This window comes from Stenotrophomonas sp. Y-13, assembly GCF_046267925.1.
GTDB classification, from domain to species: Bacteria; Pseudomonadota; Gammaproteobacteria; order Xanthomonadales; family Xanthomonadaceae; genus Stenotrophomonas; species Stenotrophomonas acidaminiphila_A.
On sequence record NZ_CP176501.1, the window covers coordinates 781113 to 799495 of the forward strand.

19 protein-coding genes are annotated in these 18383 nt (G+C 70.7%); 10 read left to right on the forward strand and 9 right to left on the reverse strand.

Annotated features, from left to right (window positions below):
- Window positions 1-447: 447 nt before the first annotated feature.
- Window positions 448-870 carry a hypothetical protein gene (locus tag ACJ7VY_RS03355; protein ID WP_104938109.1) on the reverse strand — a complete coding sequence of 141 codons (423 nt, stop codon included), beginning with the start codon at window positions 868-870 and terminating at the stop codon, window positions 448-450.
- A 107-nt stretch (window positions 871-977) separates the two neighbouring features.
- Between ACJ7VY_RS03355 and sufT the strand changes: the two genes are divergently transcribed.
- Both sufT and ACJ7VY_RS03365 read left to right on the forward strand, forming a co-directional pair.
- Complete coding sequence (gene sufT, locus ACJ7VY_RS03360) at window positions 978-1529, forward strand: putative Fe-S cluster assembly protein SufT (protein WP_161613274.1); 552 nt, start codon at window positions 978-980, stop codon at window positions 1527-1529.
- 66 nt (window positions 1530-1595) lie between these two features.
- Window positions 1596-2693 (forward strand): branched-chain amino acid aminotransferase, encoded by a 1098-nt coding sequence (locus ACJ7VY_RS03365; protein ID WP_104938110.1) that lies wholly within the window; start codon window positions 1596-1598, stop codon window positions 2691-2693.
- A 209-nt stretch (window positions 2694-2902) separates the two neighbouring features.
- Here the strand turns inward: ACJ7VY_RS03365 and ybaK are convergent, their stop codons facing one another.
- The 4 genes from ybaK to wrbA all read right to left on the reverse strand — a co-directional run bounded on the left by ybaK (window position 2903) and on the right by wrbA (window position 4910).
- Complete coding sequence (gene ybaK / locus ACJ7VY_RS03370; protein WP_409476369.1) at window positions 2903-3379, reverse strand: Cys-tRNA(Pro) deacylase; 477 nt, start codon at window positions 3377-3379, stop codon at window positions 2903-2905.
- Window positions 3380-3865: an asparaginase domain-containing protein gene (locus tag ACJ7VY_RS03375; protein WP_104940122.1), complete on the reverse strand. Its 486-nt coding sequence runs from the start codon at window positions 3863-3865 to the stop codon at window positions 3380-3382.
- A 110-nt stretch (window positions 3866-3975) separates the two neighbouring features.
- Window positions 3976-4320: a DUF2069 domain-containing protein gene (locus tag ACJ7VY_RS03380; protein WP_409476370.1), complete on the reverse strand. Its 345-nt coding sequence runs from the start codon at window positions 4318-4320 to the stop codon at window positions 3976-3978.
- Window positions 4317-4910, reverse strand: a complete 594-nt coding sequence (gene wrbA / locus ACJ7VY_RS03385; protein WP_161613277.1) for an NAD(P)H:quinone oxidoreductase — start codon at window positions 4908-4910, stop codon at window positions 4317-4319. Before wrbA ends, ACJ7VY_RS03380 begins: the two co-directional genes overlap by 4 nt.
- Before the next feature lie 77 nt (window positions 4911-4987).
- On the opposite strand from wrbA, the gene ACJ7VY_RS03390 reads away from it, so the two are divergent.
- Both ACJ7VY_RS03390 and ACJ7VY_RS03395 read left to right on the forward strand, forming a co-directional pair.
- Window positions 4988-6262, forward strand: coding sequence for a YihY family inner membrane protein (locus ACJ7VY_RS03390; protein WP_104938113.1), 1275 nt, complete (start codon window positions 4988-4990; stop codon window positions 6260-6262).
- Complete coding sequence (locus ACJ7VY_RS03395; RefSeq protein WP_409476371.1) at window positions 6259-6849, forward strand: TlpA family protein disulfide reductase; 591 nt, start codon at window positions 6259-6261, stop codon at window positions 6847-6849. Before ACJ7VY_RS03390 ends, ACJ7VY_RS03395 begins: the two co-directional genes overlap by 4 nt.
- 238 nt (window positions 6850-7087) lie before the next feature.
- On the opposite strand, the gene ppk2 is transcribed toward ACJ7VY_RS03395, so the two are convergent.
- Window positions 7088-7867 carry a polyphosphate kinase 2 gene (gene ppk2, locus ACJ7VY_RS03400; protein ID WP_161613280.1) on the reverse strand — a complete coding sequence of 260 codons (780 nt, stop codon included), beginning with the start codon at window positions 7865-7867 and terminating at the stop codon, window positions 7088-7090.
- A 212-nt stretch (window positions 7868-8079) separates the two neighbouring features.
- Between ppk2 and ACJ7VY_RS03405 the strand changes: the two genes are divergently transcribed.
- The 3 genes from ACJ7VY_RS03405 to ACJ7VY_RS03415 are packed head-to-tail and all read left to right on the forward strand — an operon-like array spanning window position 8080 to window position 10835.
- Window positions 8080-9219: an SPFH domain-containing protein gene (locus tag ACJ7VY_RS03405; protein ID WP_240213398.1), complete on the forward strand. Its 1140-nt coding sequence runs from the start codon at window positions 8080-8082 to the stop codon at window positions 9217-9219.
- 21 nt (window positions 9220-9240) lie between these two features.
- The gene (locus tag ACJ7VY_RS03410) at window positions 9241-10590 is read left to right on the forward strand and encodes a TFIIB-type zinc ribbon-containing protein (RefSeq protein WP_409476372.1); all 1350 of its coding nucleotides are present in this window, start codon (window positions 9241-9243) and stop codon (window positions 10588-10590) included.
- The gene (locus tag ACJ7VY_RS03415; RefSeq protein ID WP_240213396.1) at window positions 10587-10835 is read left to right on the forward strand and encodes a hypothetical protein; all 249 of its coding nucleotides are present in this window, start codon (window positions 10587-10589) and stop codon (window positions 10833-10835) included. Before ACJ7VY_RS03410 ends, ACJ7VY_RS03415 begins: the two co-directional genes overlap by 4 nt.
- A 123-nt stretch (window positions 10836-10958) precedes the next feature.
- Here the strand turns inward: ACJ7VY_RS03415 and ACJ7VY_RS03420 are convergent, their stop codons facing one another.
- The 3 genes from ACJ7VY_RS03420 to hemA all read right to left on the reverse strand — a co-directional run bounded on the left by ACJ7VY_RS03420 (window position 10959) and on the right by hemA (window position 15101).
- Window positions 10959-12662: a tetratricopeptide repeat protein gene (locus ACJ7VY_RS03420; RefSeq protein ID WP_409476373.1), complete on the reverse strand. Its 1704-nt coding sequence runs from the start codon at window positions 12660-12662 to the stop codon at window positions 10959-10961.
- A gap of 92 nt (window positions 12663-12754) precedes the next feature.
- A complete protein-coding gene (gene prfA, locus ACJ7VY_RS03425; RefSeq protein ID WP_161613284.1) occupies window positions 12755-13840 on the reverse strand; it encodes a peptide chain release factor 1 in 1086 nt (361 codons plus the stop codon).
- Window positions 13818-15101 (reverse strand): glutamyl-tRNA reductase, encoded by a 1284-nt coding sequence (gene hemA, locus ACJ7VY_RS03430; protein ID WP_409476374.1) that lies wholly within the window; start codon window positions 15099-15101, stop codon window positions 13818-13820. Before hemA ends, prfA begins: the two co-directional genes overlap by 23 nt.
- A gap of 68 nt (window positions 15102-15169) precedes the next feature.
- On the opposite strand from hemA, the gene ACJ7VY_RS03435 reads away from it, so the two are divergent.
- From ACJ7VY_RS03435 to ispE, 3 genes are read left to right on the forward strand one after another with little or no spacing between them, the layout of a single operon-like run.
- Complete coding sequence (locus tag ACJ7VY_RS03435) at window positions 15170-16855, forward strand: tetratricopeptide repeat protein (RefSeq protein ID WP_409476375.1); 1686 nt, start codon at window positions 15170-15172, stop codon at window positions 16853-16855.
- The gene (gene lolB / locus ACJ7VY_RS03440) at window positions 16852-17502 is read left to right on the forward strand and encodes a lipoprotein insertase outer membrane protein LolB (protein WP_409476376.1); all 651 of its coding nucleotides are present in this window, start codon (window positions 16852-16854) and stop codon (window positions 17500-17502) included. Before ACJ7VY_RS03435 ends, lolB begins: the two co-directional genes overlap by 4 nt.
- Window positions 17499-18380 (forward strand): 4-(cytidine 5'-diphospho)-2-C-methyl-D-erythritol kinase, encoded by an 882-nt coding sequence (gene ispE / locus ACJ7VY_RS03445; protein WP_409476377.1) that lies wholly within the window; start codon window positions 17499-17501, stop codon window positions 18378-18380. The genes lolB and ispE overlap by 4 nt, the downstream gene beginning before the upstream one ends.
- Window positions 18381-18383 lie beyond the last annotated feature (3 nt).

Sequence of the window (18383 nt, forward strand, 5' to 3'; positions counted from 1 at the left end):
TGAAGCCACGTGCCGGGCAAGCCCGGCACCTACGGCGCGATCCGGCAACCCCCGCGCTTCTGTAGATGCGGGGCTTGCCCCGCATGAAGCCTTGCCGGTGAAGCCGCGTGCCGGGCGAGCCCGGCACCTACGGACGCGATCCGGCAACCCGCGCGTTTCCGTAGATGCGGGGCTTGCCCCGCGTGAAGTCTTGCCGGTGAAGCCCCGTGCCGGGCAAGCCCGGCACCTACGGCGTGATCCGGCAACCGCCGCGTTTCTGTAGATGCGGGGCTTGCCCCGCATGCAGCCTTGCCGATGAAGCCCCGTGCCGGGCAAGCCCGGCACCTACGGGCGCGATCCGGCAACCCGCGCGCTTCTGTAGATGCGGGGCTTGCCCCGCATGAATCCTTGCCGGTGAAGCCGCGTGCCGGGCAAGCCCGGCACCTGCGCGGCACCGGGCAGTTCAATTCAGCGCGCCAGCCACCATGCCACCGCCAGCCCGGCCAGCAGCCACAGGATCTCGGTGGTGCCGTTGGCCAGCCCGATCAGGGTCCAGGCCAGGTGCGGGCCCAGGCGCAGCGCCGATTCCCAGGGCGCCAGGCCCATCGGGCCGCCGATATAGGCCGCGGCGATGCCCCAGTTGGCGGCCAGCGCGATCAACAGCGTGGCCAGCATCGCCAGCGCGATACGGGTCCTGCCGGCGGCCAGCGTGCCCAGGCGCAGCATCCAGGCGGCTTCTGCGGCCGCGGCGACCGCCATCCAGCCGGCCTGCGAGCCGGTGGCCAGTGCGACCATCAGCCAGGCGATGGCCAGGGTGGCGCTGCCCAGCAGCAACAGCAGGGGCCAGAGCCAATGCTGGGGGCGGCCGGGCGGGCGTGGGGCAGGTGGCATGGGCATTCCCGAAAAGGTCACGCAGCATAGCCCTTCAGCGGCCGGCGCGCCCAGTCGGCTAAAATGGCCCTCTTGCGGGTAGCGTCCGCGTCCCCATATCGATCCACATGTACTCCCGCAGCAGCGAACCCGTCCATTTCGAACGCGATTGCCCGGCCGTCATGGTGCCCCAGGGCGACAGCGTGACCCTGCCGGCCGGCAGCTACGGCTACATCACCCAGGCGCTGGGTGGCAGCTACACCGTGTTCGTCGAAGGCAACCTGTTCCGCATCGCCGGCAAGGACGGCGATGCCATCGGCAAGGAGCCGCCGCCGGGGCTGGAACTGCCCGAGGGCGCCGGCGATGAGGACGTGGAAAAGCTGGTGTGGGAGCAGCTGCGGACCTGTTTCGACCCGGAAATCCCGTTCAACATCGTCGATCTCGGGCTCATCTACGAAGTCGACATCAAGCACTTGGACGCTGGCCGGCGCGAAGTGGACGTGCGCATGACCCTGACCGCGCCCGGCTGCGGCATGGGCGAGATCCTGGTCGACGACGTGCGCAGCAAGCTGGAGATGATCCCGACCGTGGCCGCCGCCGACGTCGAGCTGGTGTTCGACCCGCCGTGGGGCAAGCACATGATGTCCGAGGCGGCACGGCTCGAAACGGGCATGCTGTAAGGTGTCCAACGCGCTGGCCCGGGTGCGGGCCGGCTTCAAAACCCGCAATCTGGAAGGAAACATCCGGTGTCCCAGTCTCTGAGCTTCCACGTCACCCGTTCGGACCACCCGCGCAGCGCCGCCGAGCGCGCCAAGATCCTGGAGAAGCCGGGTTTCGGCCTGCACTTCACCGACCACATGGTGGCCGTGCGCTGGGACAAGGACACCGGCTGGCATGACGCGGCGGTGATGCCGTACGGTCCGATCGCGCTGGATCCGGCCGCGGCGGTGCTGCACTACGGGCAGGAGATCTTCGAGGGCATCAAGGCCTACCGCCATGCCGACGGGTCGGTGTGGACGTTCCGTCCCGAGGCCAACGGCCGCCGCCTGCAGCGGTCGGCCGCGCGCCTGGCGCTGCCCGAGCTGCCGGTGGAAATTTTCGTCGAGTCGCTGAAGCAGATGATCGCGGTGGACAAGGACTGGGTGTCCGGCGCCGACGAGGCCAGCCTGTACTTCCGCCCGTTCATGATCGGCGACGAGGCGTTCCTTGGCGTGCGCGGCGCGCACAAGGCCAGCTACTACGTGATCGCCAGCCCGGCCGGCCCGTACTTCGCCAAGGGCGTGGCGCCGGTGGCGATCTGGCTGTCCACCGACTATGCGCGTGCGGCCAAGGGCGGCACCGGCGCGGCCAAGTGCGGCGGCAACTACGCCGCGTCGCTGCTGCCGCAGCAGCAGGCGCAGGCGCAGGGCTGCTCGCAGGTGCTGTTCCTCGACCCGGTCGAGGGCAAGTACCTGGAAGAGCTGGGTGGCATGAACGTGTTCCTGGTCTACGGCAAGGAAAACAGGCTGGTCACCCCGGCGCTGTCGGGCTCGATCCTGGAAGGCATCACCCGCGAATCCATCCTGCAGCTGGCGCGCGACCGCGGCATGACCGTGGAAGAGCGCAAGGTGTCCATCGACGAGTGGAAGCAGGGCGTGGCGTCGGGTGACATCACCGAGGTGTTCGCCTGCGGCACCGCCGCGGTCATCACCCCGATCGGCCAGCTCAAGGGCGAGGGCTTCACCGTCGGCAACCTGGACGCGCCGGCCGGCGAGGTGACCATGTCGCTGCGCAAGGAGCTGACCGACATCCAGTACGGCCGCCTGCCCGACCGCCACGGCTGGCTGGTGCGCCTGGACGGCTGAGTCCCCGGGCCGGGCCACGGACGGAAAGCCCCGCGCAAGCGGGGCTTTTCCTATTGAGTGGCCACCGCTCCAGCCGCGCCGGCTGCCTGGCGTGGCGGTGCCGTTGCCCGCGCGCGTCCGGCAGGTGTTGCGTGGGCGGGCGCCGTCGTGTGTGCGGTTGCGGGTTCAGGCGGGCCGCCGCGGGTGCCGCGCCCGCGGCAGCCGCGCGGTCATTCTTCGCACAGGTCGGCGCAGCGCGCCTGCAGCACGCGCTGCGCGTCGTCCGGGGCGATGTCCAGCAGCAGTCCGCGCTGGCCGGCGTTGATCCAGATGCGGGCGTGTTGCAGCGCGGCGCCGGCGAACAGCACGACGGCCGGGCGCTGCTGCGCGAACGGGCTGATGCCGCCGACCTTGTAGCCGCTGCGGCGCTCGGCCTCGGCCACTTCCATCATCTGCGCGTGCTTGCCGCCACAGGCGGCGGCAAGCTTCTTCAGCGACAACCGCTGGTCGCACGGGATCACCGCGACCACCGGTTGCCTGTCCACCCACGCCATCAGCGTCTTGAACACCAGTTCCGGCGCGATGCCCAGCGCCTGCGCGGCGGCCATGCCCTTGCTGTCCACCTCGGCGGCGTAATCGTAGGCATGCAGGCCGTGGGCGACCCCGGCCTTGTCCAGCGCGGCGGTGGCGCGGGTACCGCGGGCCACTCAGAGCGACTCGAAACGGTTGGCCTCGACGTTCTTGCGCACCTTGTCCGGGTTCCACACGCGGCCGTTCATGGCGATGTAGACGCCTTCGGGCAGCGACTGCACCGCGCCGATCGCGCAGCCGATGTTGAACTCGGCGTCCGAGCCGCGGAAACGCGCCGGGCTGAGCGCGCCGGTCATCACGATGGTCTTGCCGGGGATGGTCTTGAGCACCTTGCCGGTGGCCACCATCGAATCGGTGCCGTGGGTGACCAGCACGTGGCGGGTGGGCTGGGCGGCGATGGTGGCGCGGATCAGTTCGCGGTCGGCGTCGGTGATGTGCAGCGAATCCTTGCGCAGGATCGGGATGACGTTGAAGCGGAAGGTCACGCCCAGTTCGCGCAGGATCATGCCGATCTGCGGATCGCCGATCTGGTAGTCGGACTTGTCGTCGAAATAGATCTTGTCGATCGTGCCACCGGTGGTGACGATCAGGAGGTCTTCCATCATGGCGGTGAATCCAAACGGTGATGGTGCAAATGATAAGCCGCGCCGCGGACGGGGTCCGCCCGCATGGGGTTTTTGTCGGCAGTCCCCGTGCGGGGCGGGCCCCGCCTTTACGGGCGCTTGCTGGCGAAGCGCGCGCGCAGGCCCGGCAGGCTGGCCAGTGTGATCACCAGCAGCGACAGCGCGATTTCCAGCCACGCCAGCGGCGCGGTCTCCGGGTGGCTCCATGCGCTCATCACGCCATGGCTGAACCAGCCCAGCGCGAACACGCCCGACCAGAACGGCGCCAGCCGCCAGCCAAGGCGCAGGGCGATGGCCAGCAGCAGCGGCGGCCCGGTGAACACCAGCTGCGTCGCCAGCCAGTGCTTGTCGTCCAGGAACCACCAGGTGTAGAGCGCGGCCAGCGCGATCAGCGCCAGCAGCAGGGTCGGGTGCCGTCGTGTCGCCGTGCTCATCGCGCCAGCCTCCGCGCGATGTCGGCCACGCGCCGGCCGAGCACGCGCGCCAGGTGGGCTTCGTCGTCGCTCGGCTGCGGGTCGTCCTGGGCGCCGGCCACATGGCTGGCGCCGTATGGCGTGCCGCCGCTGGTGGTGTGGCTCAGCGCCGGTTCGGTGAACGGAATGCCGACGATCAGGCAGCCGTGGTGCAGCAGCGGCAGCTGCATCGACAGCAGGGTCGACTCCTGCCCGCCGTGCATCGACGCGGTGGAGGTGAACACCGCCGCCGGCTTGCCGGACAGGGTGCCGTTGACCCACTCCGCGCCGAGGCCGTCGAGGAAATGCTTGACCGGCGCGGCCATGTTGCCGAAGCGGGTCGGGCTGCCGAGCACGAGGCCCGCGCATTCGGCCAGGTCGGCGATCTCGACATACGGGGCGCCGTCTTCCGGCACCGGCGGCGCGCTGGTCTGGGTGACGGCGGCGACCGGCGGCACCGTGCGCAGGCGCGCGCCCATGCCCGGCACCTCGCCGATGCCGCGGGCGATCTGCCGCGCCAGCCGCGCCACCGAGCCGCCGCGGCTGTAGTACAGCACCAGGATTTCCGCCATCGCACCATCCACTCATCACACGGGAGGCGGCAGTATCGGCGATGCGGGCCGCGCTTTGCATCGGGTACCCTTGCCGCATGGAACCCCTGGATTCGCTCAATCTATGGATGGAACGGGTCCGTGACAGCGGGCGCCGGGCCAGTTTCGCCCGTTTCCTGTGGCACCGTTTCCTCGACGACCGCCTGTTCGAGGCGGCCGGCGCGCTGGCCTACACCACCGTGTTCGCGCTGGTGCCGCTGGCGATCGTGGTGTTCGGGGTGCTGTCGGCGTTCCCCATGTTCGACCGCTGGAGCGAGGCGCTCAGCGATTACGTGTTCTCCAATTTCGTGCCTTCGGCCGCGCGTGCGGCGGAAGGCTACCTGCGGCAGTTCTCGGCCAGCGTCGGCCAGCTCACCGCGGCCGGCTTCATCGCGCTGGTGGCGTCGCTGCTGATCACCCTCAACAGCATCGAGCAGATCTTCAACCGCATCTGGCGGGTGGCCTCGGCGCGGCCGCGGTTGACCCGCTTCCTGGTGTACTGGACCGTGCTGACCCTGGGCGCGATGCTCGCGGCGGCCTCGCTGGCGGTGTCGGCCAAGGTGTTCGCGCTGCCGCTGTTCGGCACCGTCGAGGGCCGCTGGCTGGCCGACCTGGCGCTGCGCCTGGCGCCGGTGCTGATCGAGTTCGCCTGCGTGATGCTGGTCTACCGGGTGGTCCCGCACCACACCGTGAAGTGGCGCCATGCCATCCCCGGCGCCCTGCTGGCGGTGGTGATGCTGGAACTGGTGAAGTGGGGCATGGGCCTGTACCTGGGCAGCTTCCAGTCCTACCAGAAGCTGTACGGCACGGTGGCGTTCGTGCCGATCCTGCTGCTGTGGATCTACCTGGGCTGGGTGTCGGTGCTGCTGGGCGCCTCGCTGGCGTCGTCGATCGCCGCGTTCCGCTACCAGCCGGTCGCCCTGCGCCTGCCGCAGGGCTGCGAGCTGTACGGCCTGCTGCGCCTGCTCGGGCGCTTCCGCGAGGCGCGCGCGCAGGGACGTGGGCTGGACGAAGAGGAACTGCTGGCGCTGGAGCCGATGCTCACCGATTCGCTGCTGCAGGAACTGCTGTGCCAGATGGAGGCGATCAACCTGCTGCGGCGCGACGAACGCGGCCAGTGGCTGCTGGCGCGCGACCTGGACGGCATCACCCTGCGCGAGCTGTACGAGAGCTCGCAGCTGCGCATTCCGATCGCCGAGGAATACCTGCCGTTCCGCGAGGACGCGCTGGGCCAGGCGGCCTGCCGCGCGCTGGACGAACTGCGCGTGCCGCTGCGCGAGCTGCTCAAGCGCCGCGTCGGCGACATCTATGCCATTACCGGAGACGAACGATGACCCGATTGCTTCCCTTCGCGCTGCTGGCGCTGGCATTGGCCGGCTGCAGCGCGCCCGACGCCGGCGCGCCCGCCGGGGCCGGGGCCCAGAGCCAGCCCGCGGCCGCACCTGCGTCGAAGCCGGCCGAACCGCCTGCCGCCAGCGCCAACCCAGGCGTGGTGGCCCAGACCGCGGCACTGCCGCGGCTGCAGGCCAGGACCGTGGCCGGCGAGGACTACGACCTGGCCGGCCATCGCGGGAAATGGGTGGTGGTCAATTTCTGGGCGACCTGGTGCGCGCCGTGCCTGCAGGAAATGCCGGAACTGTCGGCGCTGCACGCCATGCGCGGCAACGTCGAGGTGGTCGGCCTGGCCTACGAGGACATCGAACCGGACGACATGCGCGCCTTCCTGGAAAAGCACCCGGTGGCCTACCCGATCGTCATCCTCGACCCGTACGACCCGCCGCAGGACTTCGCCACGCCGCGCGGTCTGCCGATGACCTACCTGATCGCGCCCGATGGCAAGGTCGCCCACCAGTTCCTGGGCCCGGTCGATGCCGGCAAGATCGAGCAGGCCATCGTCGAGGCTGGCGGCAAGGTGGGCTGAAACCCCGCCGCCTGCCGCGCGGCGCATGCCCGGCAAGACCCGCATGCGGGGCAAGCCCCGCATCTACGGAAACCAGTTGCGGACCATGCAGGTGCCGGGCTCGCCCGGCACAGCCTTCCCCGACGCCCCCTGCGGGGCAAGCCCTGCATCCACCCAAGGCGGCTGTGGACCATGTAGGTGCCGGGCTCGCCCGGCACACGCTTTCCCGCCACGCCCCCATGCGGGGCAAGCCCCGCATCTACGTCGCGGGGTAGGGCGGCAGCGGTTTCACCATGCCGTATTTTTCCTTCTTTGGTTCGTCTGGCAGCGGCGGCAGGTCGATCAGCGCCTCGTCCAGGCGTGTTTCCGGCAGGCGGTCGAGCAGGTCGCGGATCAGGGTCAGGCGGCCGCGCTTCTGGTCGTTGAAATCCACCAGCGTCCACGGCGCATGGTGGGTGTGGGTCGCCTCGAGCATGGCCTCGCGGGCATGGGTGTAGGCGTCGTACTCCACCCGCGAGCGGAGGTCCACCGGCGACAGCTTCCAGCCCTTGAGCGGGTTCTCGCGACGCTCGGCGAAGCGCTTTTCCTGCTGCGCCTGGTCCACGCACAGCCAGTACTTGAACAGCAGGATGCCGTCATCCACCAGCAGCCGCTCGAACACCGGTGCCTGGGTGAGGAACGCCTGGTACTGGGCGTCGGTGCAATAGCCCATGACCTTTTCCACGCCGGCGCGGTTGTACCAGCTGCGGTCCATCAGCACGATTTCGCCCGCCGCCGGCAGATGCGCCACATGGCGCTGGAAGTACCACTGCGTGCGCTCGCGGTCGGTCGGCTTGGGCAGGGCGACGATGCGGCACTGGCGCGGGTTCAGGTGGCGCGCGATGTCCTGGATGGCGCCGCCCTTGCCGGCGGTGTCGCGGCCCTCGAACAGCACCAGCAGGCGCTGGCCCGAGTGCTGCACCCAGCGCGCCATCGCGGTCAGTTCCAGTTGCATGGGCTCCAGCAACTGCTCGTACTGCTTGCGCTTGAGCTTGTCCACGGCGGTCTCCCTGTCCCGAAGCGCGAGCCTAGCGCAGCCGGGGCACCGTGAACCAGTCGGGCGGTCCTCGCGGCAGCGACGGGTTGCCGGGCCCGCGGCGGAGCACCCGGTGCCTTCCCGGCCGCCGACCGGCTTTTCCCCGCGCATCGGTTTTCATGTAGTTTTGCCGCAGCGCCGGGCGTGGTGCCCGGCAATGGATCAGGAGCGGTGCGATGGGGCTTGTCCAGGCAGCAAAGGGTGCGATCGGCGGCGTGCTGGCCGACCAGTGGAAGGACTTTTTCACGGTGCCGGACGGCCTGCCGGCGACGGCGGCGCTGTTCGCCGCGGTGCCGCGCGGGACCAATGCCGGCCGTGGTTCCAACACCGGCGCCTCGTCCAACATCATCAGCAACGGCTCGAAGATCGTCGTGCCCGAGGGCTACGGCCTGCTGCTGTTCCAGGACGGCGCCATCACCGGCTTCGTCGCCGAGCCGGGCGGTTACGAATGGCGTTCGGACGACCCGAACTCGCAGTCGATCTTCGCCGGCGACGGCCTGGTCAGCACCTTCATCAAGCAGAGCTGGGAGCGCTTCAAGTTCGGCGGCCAGCCGGGTGCGCAGCAGGCCGCGTTCTTCGTCTCGCTCAAGGAACTGCCGGACAACCGCTTCGGCACCCAGTCCGAGATCTACTGGGATGACGGCTTCCTCAACACCCAGGTCGGCGCGGTCACGCGCGGCTCGTACACGCTGAAGATCGTCGACCCGATCCTGTTCGTGAAGAACTTCGTGCCGGCCAGTTACCTGCGCCCCGGCCAGGTGTTCGATTTCACCGACCTGGACAACGCCGCCGCCAGCCAGCTGTTCAACGAAGTGGTCGGCTCGCTCGCGCCGGCGTTCAGCCTGTACACGAACGATCCGGCCAAGGGCAACCGCATCACCAAACTGCAGCAGGACTCGATCGGCTTCGCGCAGAGCCTGTCGGCGGCGGTCGAGCAGGCTTACCACTGGCAGTCCGACCGCGGCCTGGCCATCGTCAAGACCGCCATCGTCTCGATCGAGTACGACGCCAACACCCGCGAGCTGCTCAAGACCGTGCAGCGCGCCGACGCGCTGTCCGGCGCGCGCGGCAATTCCAACCTGCAGGCCAGCGTCGCCCAGGGCATCCAGGCGGCCGGCGAGAACGGCGGTGCGGCCGGCCTGGTCGGCGTCGGCATGGCCTCGGGCATGTTCGGCGTCGGCGGCATGCAGCAGCCGGTTGCGCCGGCGGCCGACGATCCGGTGGCCAGGCTGAAGAAGGCCAAGGAAATGCTGGACTTGGGGCTGATCACCCAGGCCGACTACGACGCGCTGAAAGCCAAGGCGCTGGGCCTGTAACCGGCAGGACCCACGACGCCCATGTCCGATCCCCGTAACGGCCCACCGCCGCTGCCCGGGTCCGCCGCCGCGCCGCCGCCCTTGCCGGCGGCGACGCTGGACGGGCCCGGCTCGCCGCGCGATGTCCCGCCGCCGCCCGGCGGTTTCCCGCTGGAGACCGCCGATCTGCCCCAGGCCATCCGCGACGAGGTCGAGGCGCCCGATCCGCTGGCCATCGATACCTCCGCCGCCGAGCTGAAGGACGGCCTCAACCGCTGCCCCAAATGCGGTGCCACCGACATCCGCCCGCGGGCCGGCAGCGACGTGCTGGTGTGCCTGTACTGCCGCCACGAGTGGCATGGCGCGCGGGTGGAAGAGGCGTTCGGGCTGGGCGAGGCCATCGACCAGCTGCGCGGTACCGTCATCGCCTCCGGTGCGCGCGACATCGACGCCGATGCCGCGGTATTGATGACCTTCAAATGCAGCGGCTGCGGCGCCGAGGTCACCGTCAACACCCAGAGCAGCATGACCGCGCGCTGCCACTGGTGCCGGCATGTGTTCGGCGTCAACGAGCAGATCGCCAACGGCGCGGTGCCCGACGCGGTGCTGCCGTTCCACATAAAGAAGGACGACGCGGTCGCGCGCATCCGCCAGTTCGTGCACAAGCGCCGCCTGTTCGCGCTCAAGGCGTTCAAGGACCAGTTCACCCCGGAGAACGTGGTCGGCGTCTACCTGCCGTACATGATCGTCGACGGCAATGTCAGCGCGGCGGTGGCCGGCAGGGGCGAGATCAAGACCCGCGAGTACACCCGCGGCACCGAGAAGAACCGGCAGACCTATTACGACGCCGACGTCTACCAGGTGGAGCGGCAGGTGGACTTCACCGTCGACGACCTGCCGCTGGAATCGTCGGCCGGGCGCGGCAACCTGGACACGCGCACCAATACCAACAACATCATCAACGCCATCCTGCCGTTCGACACCAAGAACGCGCTGAAGTGGAATGCCTCCTACCTGGCCGGCTACACCTCGGAAAAGCGCGACCTGGACGTGGAGAAGCTGCGCCCGCGGCTGGAGGACCAGCTGCTGTCGATCGCGCGTGCGCAGGTACACCGCTCAGTAGCGCGCTACGACCGCGGCGTGCGCTGGGAGCAGGAGCAGCTGGAGGTCCACGGCACCCGCTGGGTATCGATGTACCTGCCGGTGTGGCTGTACTCCTACCACCAGCCCGGCAGCAACGGCGGCATGCTGCACTACATCGCGGTCAACGGCCGCACCGGCGAGACCATGGGCAGCGTGCCCGTGCAGCAGTGGAAACTGCTGCTGGCCGCGCTCACCGCCGGCACGATCATCGAAGCCCTCGCAATCGCATTCCTGGTGGCTGCCTCATGAGCGACGACAGTGGACTCTGGTTGCTGGCCGCAGGCCCGGCCGGCGCGACCGCGCTGTACTGGGCCCTGTACCGGTACTACCGCAATACCGACAAATCGCATGGCTTCGAGCACGAGACCGAGATCGTGGCCAAGCCGGTGAGCGGCTCGGAGCGCAAGGTCGGCGAGGTGAAGGGCACCCAGCAGCGCCGTATCGACGGCGACAACGTCGGCGATTACCGGCGCCGGGTGAAACGCCTGCGCTGAGCCTCCGCGCGTGGGTGCGGGGCCCGCATGGCGCATCGCCTGCGCTGGATCCCCACCCGTAGGTGCAGGGCTTGCCCTGCACGGGCTCTCGCGGCCATGCCCCGTGCGGGGCAAGCCCCGCACCTACGGGCGTTGTCGCAGATCCTTCAACAGCGCGGCGAAATCACGCGCGAAGCCGGCCATGTCGAACAGGCCGTCATCGCGGCGGGCCGCGGCCAGGCGTTGGCGCAGGCCGGCCAGCGCGGCCGGGTCGTTGCCCAGCCGGATCGCAGTGGCGACGAAGGCCGCATCGTCGGCGGCGTTCATCTCGTCCAGCCCAAGGTGGTGGTTGAGGCTGCCGGCCACGCGCGCGGCGAAGGTGTGGCCGGGCGTGGTCAACACCGGGCAACCGGCCCACAGCGCGTCGGAGGCGGTGGTGTGGGCGTTGTAGGGATGGGTGTCGAGGAACAGGTCGGCATGCCGGTAGCGTGCCAGGTAGTGCGGGTGCGGCAGCTTGGGCATGAACACCAGGCGCGACGGATCGATGCCCTGCCGCTGCGCGACCTCGCGCAGGCGCTGGTCGGCCAGGCCCGGCCCCGACAGCAGCCACAGCACGCTGCCGGGGACCCCACGCAGCACCTCCAGCAGGCGCGCGACGCTGCGCGGGTTGAGCTTGTAGCTGTTGTTGAAGCAGCAGAACACGACGCCGCCGCCGTTGCCGTCGCGTCCGGGCAGGCCGCAGTCGCCGCGCGGCGGTGGCGCCTCGACCACGCGGGTGTTGTCCGAGGGCTGGAACGCGCGCGGCAGCCGCAGCACCTTTTCGCTGAACGCCGGCTCCAGTGCCGGTGGCAACACGAACGCGTCGGCCAGCACGTAATCGATCCACGGCGCGCCCGAGGTGCCGGGGTAGGCCAGCCAGTTGACCTGCAGCGGCGCCGGCCGCATCGCCAGCACTTCCGGTGTGCCGCCGCCACCCCAGCCGCGCAGGTCGAACAGCACGTCGATGCCGGCCTCGCGGATACGCGCGGCGATGGCCGCGTGCGGCATGCCATCGACCGCGTGCAGCGTGTGGGCCGCCGCCAGCAGGCGCTGGCGGATACGGCTGCCGTCGTCGCCGTTGAGTGCGAACAGATGTACCTGCAGCCCGGCGTCGGCGCGCAGCTGCTCGAACAGCGCCACGGTCAGCAGCCCGGTGGGGTGCGCGCCGAAGCCATTGGAAAGGAAGCCCACCCGCAGCGGGCCGTCGGTGCGCAACCGCGCCGGTGGCAGCCGCGGGGTGGACGCGGCGATCACCTGCGCGCGCTGGCGGGCACAGGCCAGCTGCTCGGCGGCGCTGGCGTCCTCGCTGAGGAAGGCGAACGGCTCCACCGCCGGGTTGCCCTGCGCCACCGCGCCGCGGACCTGCTGCGACAGCGCCTCCAGCCCGCGCCAGTCGCACAGCCGCCGTTGCCAGTTCAGGCGCTGCGCGGCCACATAGGGCTCGTCCGGGAGCAGTGCATGGGCGCGGCGATAGGCATCGGCGGCGGCTTCGGGCTGGCCGGCGTCCTCCAGCGCATGGCCCAGCCACAGCGCGATGCCGGGGTGCCCGGGAACCTGTCGCGAGGCGTGGCGCAGCAGGTTGGCCGCCTCCTCGTGGCGGCCCTGCATCCAGCGCGCGCGCCCCAGCCGCGCCAATGCTTCGGGGTGGTCATGGCGCAACTGCAGCGCGCGCTGCGCGGCGCGTTCGCCGGCGGCCACGTCGCCGGCGCCCAGCTCGGCGTCGGCCAGCATCACCCAGGCGATGAAGTCGCCCGGCTGGCGCTGTACCGCGCTGCGCAGGTGCTGGCGTTCGTCGTGCGGGACATTCATGCGGTGGCGGAACCCTCTGCTGCGATTTGCCGATTGTGCGGGCGTGGTCGTGCATCTGCCGCGGGACCGCCGACAGTGACGACGCGCGGGCCTCAGGCGCCTTCGGACAGGCGCGCCAGTTCGTCCACCTGATGCTCGTGCAGCAGGCGGCCGACCAGCGCGTCCAGGTCGCCTTCGATCACGTTGGGCAGGTCGTACAGGGTCAGGCCCTCGACCCGGTGGTCGGTGATCCGGCCCTGCGGGAAGTTGTAGGTGCGGATGCGCTGGCTGCGGTCGCCGCTGCCGACCTGCAGGCGCCGCGATTCGGCCTGCGCGGCCGCCTGCCGGCTGCGCTCGGCGTCCAGCAGCTGCGCCTTGAGCCGCTTCATCGCCTTGTCGCGGTTGGCGTGCTGGCTGCGCTCGGTCTGGCATTCGACCACCACCCCGGTCGGCACGTGGGTGATGCGGATCGCCGATTCGGTCTTGTTGACGTGCTGGCCGCCGGCGCCGGACGAGCGGAAGGTGTCCACCTTCAGGTCGGCCGGATTGATGGCGATGTCCTCGACGTCGTCGGCCTCGGGAATGATCGCCACGGTGGCCGCGGAGGTGTGGATGCGCCCCTGCGACTCGGTGGCCGGCACGCGCTGCACGCGGTGGGTGCCGGATTCGAACTTCAGCTTCGAGTACGCGCCGCGGCCGACCACGCGGGCCACGATCTCCTTGTAGCCGCCATGTTCGCCGGGGTTGTCCGATTCGATCTCGACCTTCCAGCCCTGGCGTTCGGCATAGCGGGCGTACATGCGGAACAGGTCGCCGGCGAAGATCGCCGCCTCGTCGCCGCCGGTGCCGGCGCGCACTTCCAGGAACAGGTTGCCTTCGTCGCGCGGGTCGCGCGGCACCAGCAGCAGCGCCAGTTCCTCGTCCAGCGCCTGCAGGCGCGCCTGCGCCGCGGCGATCTCCTCTTCGGCCAGCTCGCGCAGTTCGGGGTCGGCGCGCATCGCCTCGGCCGAGGCCAGGTCGGCGCGGGCGCGGCTTTCGGCGGCCAGCGCACTGGCCACCGGCTCGAGCTGGGCGAATTCGCGCGAGAGATCGCGGAAGCGCGTGTTGTCGGCGACCACGTCCGGGTCGGCAAGCAGGCGTTCCAGTTCTTCACGGCGCTCGGCCAGGGCCAGCAGCTTACGGCGCAGGGTCGGCGTCATCGGTCCTCGCAATGGGGTGTCGATACCCGGGCACGGCCGGGAACAGGCGCTCGGCGGCACGGGTCAGGTCGGCGTCGCCTTCCAGCGCGGCCTGCCGCAGCGCGGCGGTAGGGGGGTGCAGCAGGCGGTTGGTCAGCCCGTGCGCGAGCTGCTCGAGCACCTCGTCGGCGGACTTGCCGTGGGCCAGTTGCTGCCGCGCCTTGTCCAGCAGTTCGGCGCGGGTGGCCTCGCCGAACGCGCGCAGCTGCTTGAGCGGCGCCTGCAGGTGGGTGGCGCGCAGGTTCTCCATGTAGCGGGAGACCTGCAGGTCGATGATCGCCTCCGCCTCGGCGGCGGCCTCGCGGCGGCTGCGGCGGTTCTCCTCCACGGCGCGCTCCATGTCGTCGACCGTGTACAGGTAGGCGTCGGCCAGCTCGCCCACGCCGGGTTCGATGTCGCGCGGCACCGCCAGGTCGAACAACAGCATCGGCTTGTGCCTGCGCGCGCGCAGCGCGGCGGCGACCTGCCGCTGCAGGATCACCGGTTCGCGTGCGGCGGTGGCCGAAAACACCACGTCGGCCTCGGCCAGGTGGCGTTCCAGTTCGGTCAGCGGCAGCGCCACGCCGCCATGGCGGCTGGCCAGCTCCTGCGCGTGGGCGAGGGTACGGTTGGCGATCAGCAGCCGCTTCACCCGCGCTTCGCCCAGGTGCTTGGCGGCAAGCTCGATGGTCTCGCCGGCACCGACCAGCAGCACCACCGAGTCCTCCAGCCGGGCGAACGAATCCTGCGCCAGCCGCACCGCGGTCGACGCCACTGAAATGGGGTTGGCGCCGACCCGGGTGTCGGTGCGGGCGCGCTTGGCCACCGAGAACGTCTGCTGGAACAGCCGGTCCAGGTGCTGGCCGATGGCGCCGTTGTCGCGCGCCAGCGCCCAGGCGTCCTTCACCTGGCCCAGGATCTGCGGCTCGCCCAGCACCATCGAATCCAGCCCGGTGGCGACGCGGAACAGGTGGCGCACGGCGGCGTCGTCGCGGTGCTCGTACAGATACCCCTGCAGGTCGCCGGCATGGCTTTCCAGCCAGTGCGACAGGTGCCGGCCGTCATCGGCCACGGCATACAGTTCGGTGCGGTTGCAGGTGGACAGCAGCACCGCCTCGGCCAGTTGCGGCGATTGCCGCAGGGAGGTCATCGCGCGCGCCAGCGCATCGCCGCCGAAGGCCGCGCGTTCGCGCAGCTCCACCGGCGCGGTCTGATGGTTCAGTCCGAGCACCCACAGGGTCATTCTGTTCAGTTGCTTGCGATAAGCTGCTGGCTGTTGATGGCCGCCATTTTACGGCCCGATTGCCGCAGATGCCCATTTCCAGACCAACCCGGCTCATCCGTATAGGCAGCGTTGCGCTGCTGCTCCTGTCGTCGGCGCCCCTGCTGGCGGCCCCGCCACCGGCGGACCGTGCCCAGGCCGCGTCGCTGACCCCGGTGCTGGCGGGGGAGTTCTCCCTGCAGGCGGGCAAGCTTGCCGACGCCGCGCGCTGGTACCTGCAGGCCGCGGGTGAGCACGCCGGCGACGTCGGCCTGGCCGAACGCGCCACCCGCATCGCCATGCTCGCCGACGACGAGGCCCGCGCCGCCGAAGCGCTGGCGCTGTGGGCGCAGCGCGCCCCCGGCGCGCTGGCGGTACGCGGTACCCGGGCGTCGCTGGCGCTGCGCCAGGGCGACACCCGGCTGGCGCGCAAGGAACTGCTGGCGGTGCTGCGTTCGCGCGAACCGCGGGCATGGCGGTATGCGGTATTGGCGCTGGCCACGGGCGGCCGCGACCCGGCGGCGCCGGCGACGGTGCTGGACCAGCTGGTCGACGCCAACGCCATTCCCGACGATCTCGAGGCCTGGCAGGAGTTCGGCCGCCTGGCGCTGCGGATGGACCGCCCGGAGCTGGCGCGGCGCATGGTCGGCGAGGTGGTCAGGCGCTTCCCCGACGAACCGCGGGTGGCCCTGCTGCATGCGTCCCAGCTCAACCAGGCCGGCAGGAAGGACGAGGCGCTGGCGCTGTTGAAGGGCGTCGAGCCCAAGGCCGCCGGCGACGACGAGCTGCGCAACGCGCTGGCCTTCGCCTACGACGCCTTCGGCGAGCCCGGCGCGGCCGAACGGGTGCTCTCCGCCGGCACCCAGGACGTGCAGACCTGGGGCATGCGCGCCTCGCTGCTGGCCAAGCAGAAAGACGATGCCGGGCTGCTGGCGCTGTACCAGGACATCGCCGCCAGGGCCGGCAAGCCGGATCCGGACCAGCGCCTGCTGCTGGGCCGGATCGCCGAGTACCTCAAGCGCTATCGCGAAGCCGTGGACTGGTACCACGGCGTGCCCGGTGGCCCGCAGCGCAGCGAGGCGCGGCTGCGTGCGGTCAATGCGCTGCACGAGCTGGGCGAGAAGGCGCAGGCGGCCGACGAGGTCCATGCCATCCAGGCCGATGCCTCGGTGGACGACGACGTGCGCCGCGATGCCTACCTGCTCGAAGCCGAGCTGCAGCAGCGCGATGAACGCAACGACGCCGAGGTCGGCATCCTCACCCGCGGCCTTGCCGCCTACCCGGACGACAGCGCGCTGCTGTATGCGCGGGCACTGGCCTGGGAGCGGCGCGACGACATCCCGCGCGCCGAGGCCGACCTGCGCAAGATCCTGGTCGCCGAGCCGGAGAACGTGGCCGCGCTCAATGCGCTGGGCTACACCCTGGCCGACCGCACCGGGCGCTACCAGGAGGCGCTGGAGCTGATCGACCGCGCACGCGTGGCCGAGCCGGACAACGCGGCCATCGTCGACAGCTATGGCTGGGTCCTGTACCGGCTGGGGCGCAGGGAGGAGGCGCTGGTGCAGCTGCGCCGGGCATGGAGCCTGAACAAGGACCCGGAGATCGCCGCGCACGTCGGCGAGGTGCTGTGGGTGCTCGGGCAGAAGGACGAGGCGCGGCGCTTCTTCGACGAGGCGCGCAGGCTGGATCCGGACAACCGCGCGCTGCAGCGTGCGGTCGAGGCGCTTGGCGTATGACGGCAATGACGTGGCGCTGGATGGCGGTTCCATTGCTGGCCGGCGCGCTGGCCGGCTGCGGGTCGCTGGCGACGCGGCAGCCGGCGCCGTCCACGCCGGTGCATTCGACCATCGAACCGACCGTGGAAACGGCGCGGCTGGCCGTGCTCGATACCGTCCCGGCGTGGTCGTTCCAGGGCCGGGTCGCGATCAGCAAGGGTCGCAACGGCGGCAACGGCCGCATCGACTGGCAGCAGCGCGGCGACGCCTACCAGGTGAGCCTGGCCGCGCCGGTGACGCGCCAGAGCTGGCAGCTGAGCGGCGGTGCCGGGCAGGTGGTGCGGCTGGACGGGCTGGAGGGCGGTCCGCGCAGTGGTGCCGAGGCCGGCGAGCTGCTGCGGCAGGCCACCGGCTGGGACATCCCGGTGGCGCAGCTGGCGGCCTGGGTACGCGGCATGCGCGCCGCCGACGCCGCGGCCCCCGCCTACCTTGGCTACGACGCCGCGGGATTGCCGCGGGTCCTGGAGCAGGGCGGCTGGCGGATCGATTATCTCGACTGGTATCCGCAGGACGCCGGGCGGCCGGCGCTGCCCCGCCGCATCGAGGCGGTCAATGGCGACGCCAAGGTGCGGTTGATCGTGGATGAATGGAGCATGGGCGTGCAATGAACACGGTTGTCGACGCGGCCGGCTGGTCGTACTGGCCGGCGCCGGCCAAGCTGAACCTGTTCCTGCGGATCACCGGCCGCCGGCCGGACGGCTATCACGAACTGCAGACCGTGTTCCGCCTGCTGGACTGGGGCGATCGCATCGGCCTGCGCCTGCGCGGCGACGGCCAGGTCCGCCGCGAGGGAGGCTCCGTTCCCGGCGTGGCCGAGGCCGACGACCTGGTGGTGCGTGCCGCGATTGCGCTGAAAGAGGTCGCCAACTGCGCCAAAGGTGTCGATATCCGCGTCGAAAAGCGCATTCCGGCCGGTGGTGGCTTTGGCGGTGGCTCGTCCGACGCGGCGACCGTGCTGGTCGTACTCAACGCGTTGTGGGGCACCGGCCTGGGCGAGGAGGCGCTGGCGGCGCTGGGGCTGCGCTTGGGCGCGGACGTGCCGGTGTTCGTGCGTGGGCGCAACGCCTGGGCCGAAGGCGTTGGCGAGCGGCTGCGGCCGCTGGACCTGGCCCAGGCCTGGTACCTGCTGGTCGACCCGGGCGTGCATGTGCCCACCGCCGACCTGTTCCGTTCACCGGATTTGACGCGGGATGCCGCGCCCGCGAAAATAGCGGACTTCGCTTCCGGGACCGATCTCGGGAATGCGTTCGAGCCGGTGCTGCGATGCCGGGAGCCCGCCGTCGATGCGGTGCTCCAGGCGCTTTCGCGCGTCGGCCGGGCACGGCTCACGGGGTCGGGAAGCGGTTGTTTCGTCGAATTCGCTACGCGCGCTGCCGCCGAGCACGCCCGGGCGGAGTTGCCGGAGCGGCTGCGGGCATGGGTGGTTGCGGGCGCAGCGCGCTCGCCACTGCTCGATGCACTGGAAGCGATAGCAGTGAAGGATTGATGC